General features: G+C 65.0%; 10 protein-coding genes. 3 read left to right on the top strand and 7 right to left on the bottom strand.

The window, feature by feature from the left end; all coding sequences use genetic code 11:
• Positions 1 to 17: 17 nt before the first annotated feature.
• Both C477_RS20115 and C477_RS20110 read right to left on the bottom strand, forming a co-directional pair.
• Complete coding sequence (locus C477_RS20115; protein WP_049914706.1) at positions 18 to 521, bottom strand: hypothetical protein; 504 nt, start codon at positions 519 to 521, stop codon at positions 18 to 20.
• A 141-nt stretch (positions 522 to 662) separates the two neighbouring features.
• Entirely contained in the window at positions 663 to 2,354 is a 1,692-nt protein-coding gene (locus C477_RS20110; RefSeq protein WP_008896400.1) for an asparagine synthetase B family protein, read from the bottom strand.
• A 248-nt stretch (positions 2,355 to 2,602) separates the two neighbouring features.
• Here C477_RS20110 and C477_RS20105 point away from each other — a divergent pair, with 248 nt between their 5' ends.
• A complete protein-coding gene (locus tag C477_RS20105; protein WP_008896399.1) occupies positions 2,603 to 3,940 on the top strand; it encodes a polysaccharide deacetylase family protein in 1,338 nt (445 codons plus the stop codon).
• Positions 3,941 to 4,039: 99 nt separating this feature from the next.
• Here the strand turns inward: C477_RS20105 and C477_RS20100 are convergent, their stop codons facing one another.
• The 3 genes from C477_RS20100 to C477_RS20090 form a co-directional block, all read right to left on the bottom strand.
• Positions 4,040 to 5,383 carry a succinylglutamate desuccinylase/aspartoacylase domain-containing protein gene (locus C477_RS20100; RefSeq protein ID WP_008896398.1) on the bottom strand — a complete coding sequence of 448 codons (1,344 nt, stop codon included), beginning with the start codon at positions 5,381 to 5,383 and terminating at the stop codon, positions 4,040 to 4,042.
• A 150-nt stretch (positions 5,384 to 5,533) separates the two neighbouring features.
• A complete protein-coding gene (locus C477_RS20095) occupies positions 5,534 to 6,700 on the bottom strand; it encodes a sugar-transfer associated ATP-grasp domain-containing protein (protein WP_049914705.1) in 1,167 nt (388 codons plus the stop codon).
• A gap of 136 nt (positions 6,701 to 6,836) precedes the next feature.
• The gene (locus C477_RS20090; RefSeq protein ID WP_008896396.1) at positions 6,837 to 7,835 is read right to left on the bottom strand and encodes a glycosyltransferase family 2 protein; all 999 of its coding nucleotides are present in this window, start codon (positions 7,833 to 7,835) and stop codon (positions 6,837 to 6,839) included.
• A 195-nt stretch (positions 7,836 to 8,030) separates the two neighbouring features.
• Here C477_RS20090 and C477_RS20085 point away from each other — a divergent pair, with 195 nt between their 5' ends.
• Both C477_RS20085 and C477_RS20080 read left to right on the top strand, forming a co-directional pair.
• Entirely contained in the window at positions 8,031 to 9,290 is a 1,260-nt protein-coding gene (locus C477_RS20085) for a polysaccharide deacetylase family protein (RefSeq protein WP_008896395.1), read from the top strand.
• A complete protein-coding gene (locus tag C477_RS20080; protein WP_008896394.1) occupies positions 9,290 to 10,345 on the top strand; it encodes a glycosyltransferase family 2 protein in 1,056 nt (351 codons plus the stop codon). Before C477_RS20085 ends, C477_RS20080 begins: the two co-directional genes overlap by 1 nt.
• 263 nt (positions 10,346 to 10,608) lie before the next feature.
• Here the strand turns inward: C477_RS20080 and C477_RS20075 are convergent, their stop codons facing one another.
• Entirely contained in the window at positions 10,609 to 12,249 is a 1,641-nt protein-coding gene (locus C477_RS20075) for a flippase (protein ID WP_008896393.1), read from the bottom strand.
• Positions 12,250 to 12,427: 178 nt separating this feature from the next.
• A complete protein-coding gene (locus tag C477_RS20070) occupies positions 12,428 to 13,942 on the bottom strand; it encodes a hypothetical protein (RefSeq protein ID WP_008896392.1) in 1,515 nt (504 codons plus the stop codon).
• Positions 13,943 to 14,347 lie beyond the last annotated feature (405 nt).

Here is a 14,347-nt window from a genome sequence, read left to right as displayed (position 1 = left end):
GTGTTTCTCGAGTCGGTTCAGACGAGCAGTACGACCGCGAGGAGCGCGACCGCCAGCCCCGACGTAACCAGTGCTGTGAGTCCCGCGAGTCGAACCAGTCTCCGGAGTCCCAGCCCGTTCGAGCCGTTCCTGTTAGCGGCGTCCGATCGGACTGTTCGACGCTCGACGATCCCCTGTTCCGCGTCGAATTCGACGTGGCCCGTCGCGTCGAGTTCCGGAAGGCGATACTGGTGGAGTTGCTCGTGCACGGCCGCCCACGTTTCCACTGAGGGCCGAGCCGGATGGATCAGTTCGTCGGCGACTTCGTCGACGGTGACGGGCGTCTCCATCCCGTCCAGAACGGACAACAATTCGGTATTGGAGTCCGGGACAAACTCGGTCGCGGAGTCGGCGTTCGAGAGGTCGGTCGATGGGTCCCGGTAGATGGTGACACCCGAAACCGTCTCGGCTTCGGCGTCGTCGGGCCCGTCTTCGGACGGCTCCGACGGTGTCGCGAACAACCAAGACGGCGTCAGACGCATATTCCGCGGTAGTCTTGCGTGGTATATAAGTATTGTTACGGTTGAGCTGGGCAAACGATTTGTCGTAGGCCTAAATGAGTGGAAACGACTGTTCGAGTCGTTAAAAGTGAGGGTACCAGCGGCCGAAATCTGTGCCAACAGTCAAACAGTCGCGAATTCCGGCGGGGCGAGCCACGGAAGCGACGCCTCGGACGGCGCGGTCCAGCACTCGAGCCACGTTCGGAGATCGACGAGCCGCAGCTTGTGTCTGACCGGCAGGTCGTGGACGTGCTCGAGGTCGTCCAGGTACCGCTGGTCGAACTCGTAACGATCGAACAGCGTCCGGCGATCGGGCCACGGCGGCTGGAACGACTCGAGAAGCGGCGTCTTCCGACGGACGAAGCGTTCGACCTCGTTGAGAATCGTTTCGTCGTGTGGCCGGTCCGGCGGTCTGTGTCGCAGGATGTCGTCGTCGATCCGCGTACAGGCCTCGAGGAACGTCTCCGTCGTGCGGTGTTCCGGCGGCGCTCGAAGGTGCCAGTCGAGTAGCTCGCGGTCGATGGCGGGAAACGACGCCACGAACTGGTCGGCCAAGTGCGTGTGAAACGGCATCGAGGGCTGGTTCGAAATCCCGACGCAGGTCAGCGCGTTCTGGACGGAGTCCGCGCGGGCGTCCTGTGCGTCGAGTTCGTCGGCGATCGCGTCCCTGACGAACGTCTCCGGATCGACGCCGAACGACGTTCGTTCGGCGAGGTCGCGACTGGCATCTCGGCTGTAGCCGAAGGTCGCGAGCAGTTCCTCGACCGGATCGGGATCGGATTCGAGTCGACCGGTCGGAATGCGCTTGTCGAGGACGTCGACGGTCTTCTCGGCGGTGAAGTGACCGCGAAGGAACGTATCACAGAGCAGTCCGTGATACATCGTGTCGACGGCCATCTCGTCGGCGTAACCGGCGTGGTGGATGTGCAGTGATTCCTTGATTCCCTGCGAGTAGCGGACCTTCGATTCGTCGGGACGGAGATACCGTTCGTCCGGCGGAAACGCCGTGTGTGTCGCCCCGTACTGGTCGGCGAGCTGACCCGCGACCTCGACTTCCCGGGCGTCCGGTGCGCCGACGGTGAAACTCCGCTCGATCTCGGGAATCCCCGTGAGAAGGACCCGCGAGTCGTAGCCCGCCGACAGGAGGAGACCTTTGGTTCCGGGTAGCATCGAACGCCGCCGGAACGCCCGCTCGAGGCGCTCGGCGAGCTCGCCGACGTAATCGAACGACTCCGAACGGTAGACGAACCGCTTGAGAGGTTCGATCGAGTCGGCCTCGAGCACGCTGTCGATGGGCAGTCGACGCAGTTCCGAGACGGCGGTCTTCTCGCCGAGGGCCACGCCGAGGTGGAGGAATTCGAGAACGCCGTCTCGATTAACCGTCGGATCGGGGACCGTGCGCCCGACTTCGGCGGCGTCGGTTCCGAAGACGCGAGTTCCCGGCGCGTCGGTGTAGAAGCACTCGCGAGACCGGACGGGATCCGTCGCGACGAACGTGTCGCCCCTGTCGGCGTCGACGAGGGCTAGATACGATCCGTTGAGCAAGTCCAAGGCATCGCGACCCACGTTCTTGTAGCGCTCGAGCAGCCAGCGCGCGGCGTTTGACTCGTCGCCCGGGACGTACGCTTCGCCCCAGACGACACACCGGTCGTCGCCGTCCGCGTAGCTGGCGGTCCAACCGGGCGCGCCGAGCGCGTCGTCTCTGATGCCGACGGTGACGAACGGCCCCGTCAGTACCCGATCGAATTCGTCGCTCGCTCTGTGTCGCTCGAACGTCTCTCTGTCGCCGAATACGCCGAAGAGTTCCCTGTTCATCGAAGACCACCGTCGCGACCCACGATCGAGGGGACGACGCCGAGTCGACCGATCGGCGGTCGACCAGCGGTTCGCTCGTCCACATCGCCTCGACCGCGCACGCGGCTCTCCTCTCTTCTACCGAGACGACAATTACTATGCCATTGTTAAGGGCTGAAACGTCTGTATAGCGGCGATCTAGGCAACCGGAGATTTCGGCCTATCGGATCCATAATAATGGGCTGACTGTCAGTAACTTCGGGTCGACAATGTCACAGCAGCGACCAACCCGCCGACGAGTTCTCGCCCTCTCGAGTGCAGCCGCGGCCGCCGGCCTCGCGGGATGTACCGATCAGCTCAGTTCGGTCCTCGGCGGATCGGACGACGACTCGGAGGAGGAAGAAGAGACGGACGACGAATCGTCCGGACAGGCGGCGGCGCTAGCCGACGGCGTTCCGTCGCTCGAGACGGAGTACAACAGCCGCGAGAAGTACAGCCAGCCCGGCGAGTCGCTCGACGACTTCAGCGACCTCTCCGAGTGGGAGGTCACCCGTGGGTCGGGAAGCGCCGACCAGGAAACCGTCTTCACCGGCGACCAGAGCTTCAAACTGGAGTCGAACGGCGAGCAAAACGTCGTCGCCCAACTGGACGTGTCGGACAAGGACTTCACCGATACGGACTTCTCGTTTGCGATCCGAACGACGACTCCACAAAGCATCACGATCAACCTGCGGCTGGTCGACCAGTTCGGCGGCTGGAAAGCGTACTCGCTGCGGGAGATCACCTGCCGGAGCCCGGACGTCGCCTGGTTCCGCTCGAGTCCGGGCGTCTTCTCACAGAGCGACTACGAGCCCTCGCTCGACGCCCTGGATCGCCTCGAGATTCAGGTTTTGCACACCATGGACCAGGCCGAGGTCTGGATCGACGACCTGCGGACCCACGACAAGCCCGAAAAGGGGTACGTCATGCTGACCTGGGACGACGGCACCCGCGACTATTACGAGACGGCCGCGCCGATGCACGACGAGTACGGGTTCCCGGCCGTTCAGGCCCCGGTACCGCGCTGGGTCGAACGAAGCGACGGTGGCAGCGTAACGGCTGCGGAGCTTAAGGAACGTCAGGACGCTGGCGACCAGATCGTCGTCCACGGGACCCACAGCCCGCTCCACGAACTCGACGACGAAGAGCGGATCCGGAACCGCTTCAAGCACGACAAGCAGTGGTACATCAACAAGGGGTTCGAGGGTGCAGACTACATCATCTACCCGAACAACAGCTACGATAAGGCGAGCCTCGAGATTGCGTCCGACTACCACTACTGCGGCGGCTTCAACCAGGCCGGTAACATCAACACGACCAGCGTCTACGGCTTCGACCCGCTGGCGTTACCGCGGACGATCGGCCACGATCTGGACATCGCGAAACAGTGCGTCAATCGCGCCGCCCAGCACCGCCAGTGTACGATTCTGAACTTCCACGCGTTCTCCGAACAGAACACGATGCCCGAATCCAACTACGCGGAGCTGCTCGAACACATAGACAACGCGAACGTCGAGGTTATCACGTTCGACGAGCTCTGGAAGCACCGGACCGAACAGTTCTACTGAGTCCGCGTCGTCTGTTGATTCCATTCTTGCGGTAACGAACGGTTCTATCGCATCCCTCGTCCGGAGAGGAAGCCCGCAGTAGCGCGAGTTCCGGACCGATCAGTTCGTCGAGAGCGTGATCGAGTCGGTGTCGGTCGCACCGTCAGCGGTAGTCACGCGCAACACGATCGTGTCGCGGACGTTCGTACCGACCGTCACCGTGATCGTCTCACCGGTCTTGTCGAACTGCGCCGTCTGGCCGACGTCCCACTCGTAACGGACGATCTCGCCGCCGCGCGCCTCGGATCCCGACGCGTCGAGTTGAACCGTCTGCCCGGACTCGAGCGCCGACCCGATGAAGTTCCGGGGACAGGCGGTAATGGACGCGACGGGCGCGTCCGCCGCCGTCTCGTCTTCGGCGGACTCGTTCTCGTCGGCACTGTCGTCCGTCTCGTTCTCGTTGGCACCGTCGTCCGACTCGCTCTCGTCGGCACCATCGTCCGACTCGCTCTCGTCAGCACTGTCGCCCGACTCGCTCTCGTCGGCACCATCGTCCGACTCGCTCTCGTCAGCACTGTCGTCCGACTCGCTCTCGTCAGCACTGTCGTCCGACTCGCTCTCGTCAGCACTGTCGTCCGACTCGCTCTCGTCGGCACCGGAGTTCGCATCGGCTGCCTCGAGTCGGAGATCGTCCGTCAGGAGCCGCTCGACGATCGCCGAGTGCCACTGCACGCGGGTCTCGAGGGGGACGCCGGTCGAGAGCGTCTCCGCGAGGAACGCGTCGGCGCCGAGGTCGCGAGCGGCCTTGTGGACGAGCAGTCCCCTCGGGTCATTGTCGGGACTGGAGAACGGCCCGGTCTGAAACGCGAGCGCCTGGTCGTCGATGTAGTTCCGGGTGACGTACTCGGCCGCATCGGCCGCGGCCGCAGCGGCTTCGCCGTCGGAGTGGAAGATCGCCTGCCCGACGCCGTCGACGGGATCGTTTGCGTAGATGCCCGTCGACTCGTGGAGGTCGATCACAACGTCCGGATCGTACTCGACGACAACACTCCAGAGCGCCCTGGCGAGGTCGGTCTCCGGCTCGCGCCCCTCCAGGAATTGTCGATTGAGGTCGACGCCGTCGTCGGCGGTCCGCGTCCCGTTCTCGACCGCGGCCGCGTTCGCTTTGGGGATGGTAACGAGGGTTCCGGCGCCGATCTCCCAGTCGGCGATCGAACCCGTCGCCGTATAGCCCGCGACCTCGTTGCCGTGGACGCCGCCGATGACGACGACCGTTGGGCCGTCGACGTCCGCGCTCGTGACGTAGACCGTCGTCTCCTCGGCCGTTCCCTTGCGAATCGTGAAGGACTCCCGTGATGTTCCGTCTGCCTGTGCCCCATCGACTGCCGTCGCGCCGGCGCCAGCGATCGCGCAGGCGCCCGCGAACGACAGTACCGATCGTCGTGAAAGCGCATTCCGCTGCATTCCACCGCCCGATTCGGAATAGGATGTGTTTACTATCGCGAGAATAACGTCAGCAGATATTCTTTTTCTTCTTTCGAAACCGTCATGAAACGGTTGTAGAGAGCGAATCCATCCGGAAGACCCGAGGTAGTTGCGCCCCGTTCGACGCCGTTACCGAACACCGTGTTGCTCGTAGAACCGCCGGATGCGGTCGTCAGTCAGCAAGGGTCCGTGGACCTGAATGGATTTGAGGCCGGGATAGCTGTTGGCTTCGATGACGGTGAAGCCGCCGTCGTCGTCGGTTACGATAACGTCCCAGCCGACGTACGGGAGGTACGAGCACGCGTCGGCCATCTCGAGGACCCGCGATCGAATCCGCTGCCAGCCGGGGATCTGTTTCCCCTCGATTGCCATTCCGGTATCCGGGTGCTCCGAGTGCCACTCGACACCGTCGCCGTCGCCGTCGCTGTCGGGGGGTTGCGCGCCCGGGCCGAGTTCGCCCGTCCTGCGGTCGATCGACGCGGAGAGGCCGCCCTGCGTGAAGTTGTCCAGCGGCACGGAGTCCGTCGTGCCGATCCGCTGGATCGCCGCGGCGATGAACGGTTCGTCGAGGACGTCGTCGTACATCGTGATCAGCCGGATCGTGTTCGGCGTCGCCGGGTACAGCGCGGCCGGGAACGTTCCTTGGTCGACGAACTCGCAGACGAGGTAGTCCTCGAGGTCGGCGACCAGCGATCGGAACTCCGCCTCGGCGTAGTGGTCGCCGTCGACCCGGTAGCCATCGTCGGCGCGCGAACACAGCATAACGTTGTTTCCGCCGCCGCCGTGGACCCACTTGAGGACCAGCCGCCCCTCGACCTCGAGTCGATCGACGACTCGCTGGGCGGCGTTTCTCGTCTCCGTCCGCGGCGACGACCGGGCCGGCTCGGACGCCGGTCCACCGATGCCGATCGGCTCCGGGACCGTCGGCCCCCCGTCGGCCATCTCGCGGCCGCGTCGGCCGTCGACGGGGTGGTAGGTCCCGTCGCGGAGCAGCCCGTAGACGGTCATCTGCTCGGCGTCGAACGACTGCATGAACCGGTGAAAGAGGAGCTTGTTCGAGAGGGCCACCGACCACGTTCCGTTGATCTGTTTCGTGCCCACGAACCGCTCGTAGTCGCTCACGTAGTCGCGGTAGTTCTCCGAGTCGAGGTCGTAGACCGCGTCGGATCTGCTCAGGAAGCCGCGCCGCCAGAGCCAGAGGCGTCGGCGAAGCGGTCGCGAGACGTCCGACTCGTACTCGGACCCGACGAGTCCCTGCACCGCCCTGGCCGTGTGGTAGAGCGTTCTGACGTTCACGAATGAGCCTGCCACGCGGATCCTGTTAGTTATCGAACTACCAAGACAGTTGCAGTCAGAGCGCGGACGATATGACCAACAGAAATCGTGCAAATCGGGCGGGCTCGCCGCTTGAGAAGCGGAGATACGGTGACGGCTATTCGGTCAGTACGCGACGGACGATCGCAGTCCGCTCGAGTGCCGTCACGGCGAGGACGCCGAAGACGAGCGCGACCGTTGCGACGATCGGGAGCGGACGCCGTCGGACACCGCTCCCGGCGGCCCAGCAGAGGCCGGGGTACTGCCGAGCGGACGCGGCGGCGCCGCGCAGGTACCACAGCCCGCGGAGGAGACGCCCCTCGGAGAGGTAGGCCTTCGCGATGACGAGCCGGTGGGCGGCGCGGATCTCGTACCCCTCGGCTTCGAACCGTTCGACTTCGTCCTCGTAGATCGAAAGGTACTGCTCGCTGGCCGTTCGGATGACGGCCGCCGGCGGCTGGCCCGTCTCCTCGCGGACGACCAGTGGTTCGTCGACGTACGCGAGCTTGCCAGCCTTGAGCACTCGCAGGCAGAATTCGGGGTCCTGGAACCGGTCGAGTTCCTCGTCGAAACCGCCGATCTCGCGGACCACGTCGGTCCGGACGAGTAGGGTCGAGCCGGCGTCCGGCTGCACCTCGTCGGACAGGATCGGCCCGATCAGTTCCTCGCCACCCTCCCGGACGGGTTCGTCGTCCGACCGCGCGAGCGCGGACGCGGCGACTCCGCGGAGGCGGTCGTTCGCCCCCGACAGTTCGTAGGTCGAGTCGCAGTAGACGCCGACCCACTCCTCGGATCGCCCCTCGAGGGCGGCGAGCTGGCGCTCGAGTTTCTCGGGGCGCCACTCGTCGTCGGAGTCGAGGAAGGCCACGTACTCGCCGCGGGCGTGCTCGATGCCGGTGTTCCGGGCCACGTTGGCCCCCTGGTTGGTTGCGTGGACGACGGGACGGACCCGGGGATCGTCGTAGTCGGCGAGCACGGACGGCGTCTCATCGGTCGAACCGTCGTCGACGACGACCACCTCGAGGTCGTCGATCGTCTGCGCGAGCGCACTATCGATCGCGCGCGGAAGCGTCTCGGCTCTGTCGTAGGTCGGGATCACGACGCTGACTCGTGGCATTTTTCCCACCTCCGAACGGTCGAGCCATTATTATCGCGTCGCTAAACGCCGGGGACGACGCCGCGAGGGATCGACTCGAATCGATTGCCGGCTGCGACCGACGCGGAGCGCGGCTCCGGTCGCGACCCCTGATCTGACGTCGCTCGTGGGCTAATAGCTGTATAAGAAAGGTAGAACGGTTCGTCGCCGCAGCCAATGACCCACCGGAACCGACGAACGTTCGTGACGACGATCGGCACCGCCGGAGCGATCGGGCTCGCCGGCTGTCTCTCGAGCCTGCGCGGCGACGACGATGACGAGTCGACGCCGTCACAGGAACAGGAGGAAAACGGTGGCGGCGCCGAGACCGACGGACTCGACCTGCCAGGTGAATCGATCGACGACTTCGAAGCCCTCGACGACTGGTCGGCAATGATCGACGCCGGCGACCTCGAAGCCACCGCGGACGACCCCTACGCGGACTCGCAGTCGGCGCGGCTAACGGCCGACGAGGGCACCGAGGCCGCGTCGATCTATCGGTCCGTCGCCGACGGACTGGACCTCCGTGACCGGAACCTCTCGCTGGCGGTCTCCTTCTCGGAGCGCGACCAGTTGCGACTGACGCTCGAGCTGTACGCGCCCGACGCGCGCAGCGCCGTGCGGATGCACCGGACGCTGACCGGCCCGACCGATCGCTGGGTGCGCGTCGACTTCGGGACGATTGGCGTCGACGGAACGCCGGACCTGAGCGACGTCCGCGAGATCCGACTGACCGCCCGCCGCCGAGGCGACCAGACCGGCCCGATCGACTGTCGGATCGACGACCTCCGAACGGTCGACCGCCCCGACCGCGGCGCAGTGATGCTCCTGTTCGACGCCACACTCGAGGATCACTACAAACGCGCGCTCAAGTACCTGGACGCGTTCGAGTTCGCGGGCGTCGAGGCCGTCATCCCGGAGGCCCTCGGTGAGTCCGGTCGCCTCTCGATGGGGCAGCTCGAGACGCTGGGCAACGCCGGCTGGGAGGCCATCGCACGCCCCCGGACCGGCGCGCGGTTCCTCCACGAGTTCCCCCGCGAGCAGCAGGCGGAACGCATTCAGCGGACGAAGCGCTTCCTCGAGAGCCGTGGCTTCGAGGACGGCGCGAGACACTTCATGACGCCGCGGAACATCCTCGGATCGGAGACGCTCGACCTCGTCCGGGAGCACCACGAGACGGCGTTCCGGTTCGGCAGCGCCCCGAACGGGCTCCCGCTGACGGACTCCCACGACGTCGGGTTCTTCTCGGGAACCGCCGGCCAGACGACGCGGGACTACGTCGACTACGCGGCCGAATACGGCCAGTTGGCGGTCCTGCACTTCGAACACATCGGTGACGACGGGATCTCGGAGTCGGCGTTCGCGGACCTGCTCGCACACGTCGATGCCGCCGACGTCGACGTCGTTACCCCGTCCGACCTGCTGGAGGGGTACTGATGTACCGCGGTGCCTCGATCGGCGTCGTGGTGCCGGCGTACGACGAGGAGGGGTTCGTCGGCGACGTGATCCGCGAGATGCCCGACTACGTCGATCGGATCTACGCCATCGACGACCGCTCGACCGACGGGACCTGGGACGAGATCCTCGAGGCGGCCCGCGACGACGCCAATGCGAACGCGGGACGCGACGCGGCCGACGACGCGGCGCTCGTGACCGACGGCGGCGCGTCCATGCTGACCGAACGGGCGTCCGTCCGGGACGCGATCGGACGGGTCGTCCCGATCCGCCACCGCGAGAACCGCGGCGCCGGCGGAGCGATCAAAACCGGTTATCTCGCCGCGCGCGCCGACGGCGTGGACGCGACCGTGACGGTCGACGCCGACGGGCAGATGGACCTCTCGCAGATGCCCCGGCTGCTCGACCCGCTCGTCGAGAACGAGGCCGACTACGCGAAGGGGAACCGCCTCCTCTCGCGGGAGTACCGCGCGGCGATGCCGCGGTTTCGGTTCGTCGGGAACGCGATCCTCTCGTTCCTGACCAAGATCGCCTCCGGCTACTGGAAGACGATGGATCCCCAGAACGGCTACACGGCCGTCTCCGGCGACGCCCTCGAGGCGATCGACTTGGAGAACCTCTACGAGTACTACGGCTACTGTAACGACCTCTTAGTGAAGCTGAACGTCCACGGGATGCGCGTTGCCGACGTGGCTATGCCGGCCGTCTACGGCGACGAGGAGTCGAGCATCACGTACTCGGAGTACATCCCGAAGGTGTCGACGATGCTCCTGCGGAACTTCCTGTGGCGGCTGAAGACGAAGTACCTCGTGCTCGATTTCCACCCGCTGGCGTTCTTCTACCTCGTCGGCGCCGGACTGGCCGCGACCGGCATCCTCGCCGCCGTCGTGACGCTGTTCGCGACGCTCGCGACGGTCGGTCCGTCGGTGCAGGGGTCGACGACCGTGTTCCTGCTCGTCGCCGGCATCGCGTTCCTCCTGTTCGCGATGGTGTTCGACATGGCCGAGAGCGAACACCTCGAGCGCCAGGTCCGCTAGTCCCGCGTTCGTCGTCGAGATCGCTCGTCGCGTCTCCAGTTCCGTTGTCGCGATTCGCCCAGCTGTCCGGTTTCTGCTTTCATCGACTTTCGCTGTTCTCGAGTTCACTTCGCGTCAGGTTCCGACCCGTCGGTCGCAGCGTAACTAGCTCTCACTCGGCCTAAGGGTCAGCGTCAACTCGAGCGGTTCATTCGAGGAACAGCAACGGCGTTCCGTGTGAATCGAGATCGAACCCGATCGGTCGCATTCACTCCGCCGATCGATCAGGGAAGGAGACTCTGGATGCCGGTGCCGAGAATGCCCAGCGCGAGTCCGGAAACGAACAGCGACAGCCCGGCGACGAACAGCAGGCTCTGAAGCCAACTTCGCGTTTCGCCGTCCTCGTCACCCTCGCCCTCGAACGACACCTGTATCGCGGCCGCCCGGGAGCCGATCGGATCGGGAAACACCGAGAGGATCTCGAACGGTTCGGACGAGTCCAGCGCGCCGACTAGCAGCGCGAAGCCGACGAAGATCACGAACCCGACCGGCGGGACCACCGCGAGCGCGAGCCATGGATTCGTGATTACCGTCGCGAGGGCGATGATGGGACCGGCCGCGAGGACGGTCGTCAACGCCGCTCGAGCGAGTCGCGCGTCGGCGAGTGGATCGAAACCGACGCGACGGGCGCTCCAGCAGTGACAGACGAACATCGTTCCGTAGCCGATACTGGTCGCGACGGCCGCACCGTGCATGCCGTAGCGCGGAATGAGCGCGGCGTTGAGGACGACGTTGAGCAGCGCCGCCACGCCGGTGGCCGCGATCGGATACCGGAGGTTCCCTTTGCCCTGCGAGACCGCGAGGATCGGTCGTGCGAGCGCGAATCCGAGCGCCCCCGGCAGCAACAACAGGAGGGGTTCGATCGCCGGAACGGCTTCGTCGCCGAAGTAAATCGGCACGGCGACGTCGGCCAGCGCCGCCAGCCCGACCGCCATGACGGCCGTCAGGAGGAACGTGTACCGCGTCGCCCGCGACGCCAGTTTCGAGATCTTTCGGCGGCGGTTCTGGGACCACAGCTCCGACGTCGAGTGGACGAAGACGGTCTGGATCGCCAGCGGGACGAACCAGAGGAACTCGGCCAGCGTCAGCGCCGCCTTGTAGTTCCCCACGTCCGCGCTCGTCCGGAACCGCTGGAGCATCACGATGTCGATGTGGTACAGCGACATCAGCAGGAACACGAGCACGATGCTCATCGTGTTGAACGTGAGCATCTGCTTGCGCGGGAACCGTTCGGTCGGCGTACTCGAGAGACACGTCAGCGGAACCCGGCGGTTGACGATGGTCAGTCCGGCGACGGCCACGAGCAGACTCGCGACCAGATGGCCCGCGAGGACCCCCATCACGCCGACCCCGACGTACGCCAGCGGGACGGCGACGACGATGAACGCGACCGTATCGAGAATCTTCAGCGGCTCCGAGTAGCGCTCGAGACCGAAGCCCATCAGCGTCTTTCGGGCGTAGTCGCGAAACTGCGCCGTCACGACGAGGGCGGCGAGCGCGTAGAAGTAAATCGCGAACCCGTCGCCGAACGCGCGGTCGACAATTCCCAATCGGGCGGCGAGTATCAACAGGAAGGCGCCGACAGCGGCGAGACCGATGGCCAGCCGAAAGTAGAAGCCGACGACGTGTTCGCTCCAGTTCGCGTCGTTGCGATCCTCCGCGAGGAACTTCCGGACGCCGTCGGTGACGCCGGAGCTCACGAAGATCATGTAGATGGCGAACACGGACAGCAGGAACGCGTAGTCCCCGTACTTCGACGGGCCGAGAAACCGATAGAGGAGCGGCGTCGAGAGGGCAGTGAGGAGCTGCACGACGACCTTCACACTGACAACCGAGAAGACGCCGCTCGCGATACTTCGATTCACGCTCTCACCGGGGAGCGTCCGTGCTGAGGGTCGGCGGCTCCCCTCGCCGACGCCCGTTCAGCATCCAACGTGCTCACAGTAGTGCGACGTAGCGACGGCGAAGACTTATTATACGGGTGTTAAACCCCGGTGAGTGGCCGATACAGTCGATCTCGTCTCGCAGGGGAGACCGTCTCGACTATTCGATCGTGTTCTCCCAGGTCGTGACGCCACTCGCGCCGAGGTCGCGGATCCCGCCCGCGAGGCGATTCTTCTTGAAGGTCGGGTTCTCCGAGGACGCGTAGAGACAGACGGCTTCCTCACCGCCCGTCGACTCGAGGTCGGAGTCGCGAACCAGCGCGTCGGTCCCGACGTCGAGGTACGGATACTGGCTGGCGCGCAGCTCGCTCTTGTAGACGGTCAGGTCCGCGCCCGTGTTGACGATGGCGTTCCGGTCGGTCCCGTCACGACCCTCCTGGGTGACCGAGATGTGGCTGAACCGGCAGTTGTCCCGTTCACAACGGATCCCGTCGCGGAAGCCGCTGGCGTCGCCGGATCGGCCCGAGATCGTGAGGTGTTCGGCGAGGATCCGATCGGATCTGTCGCTGTCGCGGATCCACAGCGGATACCCGCCCGCGGTCTCGTGGCTGATCGACGTGTCTGCGATCGTCGTCTCGCCGGAGTCGGGCGAGAGGACGATACCGTGGTTGACGCTCGACCCGCTGATCCGAATCTCAGTGTTCTTGATCCGAGCCTTTTCGCAGGTGTTCATCACCGAGATCGCGTGGCTCGTCGGCATCGGCGAGGTGATATCGACGAGTGCACCGTAGATTTCGATGTCTCGACCTTTCTCGATTCGGATCCCACGCTGGGATCGATCCTCCGGTCGCGACTCGTCGACCTCGACCGTCGGCCACTGGATCACGCTGTTCGCGCCACCGACGCGGATGTTCGCTCCGTTACTGTTCCGGTAGAGACCGCCGCTGACTACGATCTGTCCCTCGCTGCCCGCCGCGTAGAGCCCGTTGTTCGGGAAGCCGCCGAGCCAGCAGTGTTTGAACTCGAGGGTACCCGCGTTCTGGTTGGCCTCGATCCCGATCGGGCCACGCCAGCGCTGGCCCGCGTTCGGCGTGTTCTCGACCCACGCACCGCCGTCCGGTGCCCGAAACCGCTCAACGAGTCCCGTCCCGTCGGGATCGGTGATGTTGAACAGTCCCGGACCCCACGTCCCGCTGTCGTGCTGGCCGCGAACGGTGATGTCGCGCACCTCGAGCCGATCGGAGACGTAGGCTTCGATCGCTCGGATCCCGGTATCGGGGGCCGTCTGATCGACCTTGAACCCCTCGAATCGGAGGCGACTGCCGGGGTTGTAGGTGACGCCGAGACGGAACAGCCGAAACTGCGGGCCGTCGAAGGTGTGGTAATCCGCCGGGACGAGCGTCGCGCCGTCGCCGACGAAGCCGATGTTCTCGAAGCCCGTGTATCTGAACTGCTCGTCCATGTAGTAGCGCCCCTCCGGGAAGACGAACAGCGTGTCGTCGGCGCGCAGGTCCTCGAGGACGGGCGTGATCGATTCCGTTCCGGTGTTGTCCGCGCCGGCCTCGACGACGTCGACGACGTTCTCGTACTCGTCGTGGTATTCCTCGTACGGGGCCGCCGCGCTCGAAGCGCCGGCGGTCGTCGACAGACCGAGACCAGCTGCACCCGCAGCCACGAGCCCACCGAGCACCGTGCGTCGTGTTTGTCCTGTATCTGTTCGTCCGTCGTCAGTAGATCGATCGGCACCGTTCCCATCCGACTGAAACTGCGGCGAGTTCATCCCATCCGAACGCCGCAGATCGCTTCGTTCCACCATTGATATTCACTTCTTTCTGAGTGATGACGGGGTCCAGTAACTATGGCTTCGGATAGCAAGCTTTTAAGTCCGAAACCCTATGGGATAGTGGTAGATTACCCAACACTTGCAGCAGCCACAACTGATTGCCGGGGTAATAATCTCCGGTTTGAAGCGCACTCGTGCCGATATTCGGCGCCTCCCTGAATTACTAATTCGTTCAGCAATGCTGTCAATAAGATATCTAATACCCCGTCTGACGCTCGTCCGACATCGATAGAACAC

This window comes from Haloterrigena salina JCM 13891 (assembly GCF_000337495.1).
Lineage (GTDB): Archaea > Halobacteriota > Halobacteria > Halobacteriales > Natrialbaceae > Haloterrigena > Haloterrigena salina.
This window is presented reverse-complemented; position numbering and strand designations above follow the sequence as displayed.

Coding starts and splice junctions, on each gene's coding strand:
- C477_RS20115 (WP_049914706.1), bottom strand. CDS start 521: ATGCGTCTGACGCCGTCTTGGTTGTTCGCGACACCGTCGGAGCCGTCC.
- C477_RS20110 (WP_008896400.1), bottom strand. CDS start 2,354: ATGAACAGGGAACTCTTCGGCGTATTCGGCGACAGAGAGACGTTCGAG.
- C477_RS20105 (WP_008896399.1), top strand. CDS start 2,603: ATGTCACAGCAGCGACCAACCCGCCGACGAGTTCTCGCCCTCTCGAGT.
- C477_RS20100 (WP_008896398.1), bottom strand. CDS start 5,383: ATGCAGCGGAATGCGCTTTCACGACGATCGGTACTGTCGTTCGCGGGC.
- C477_RS20090 (WP_008896396.1), bottom strand. CDS start 7,835: ATGCCACGAGTCAGCGTCGTGATCCCGACCTACGACAGAGCCGAGACG.
- C477_RS20085 (WP_008896395.1), top strand. CDS start 8,031: ATGACCCACCGGAACCGACGAACGTTCGTGACGACGATCGGCACCGCC.
- C477_RS20080 (WP_008896394.1), top strand. CDS start 9,290: ATGTACCGCGGTGCCTCGATCGGCGTCGTGGTGCCGGCGTACGACGAG.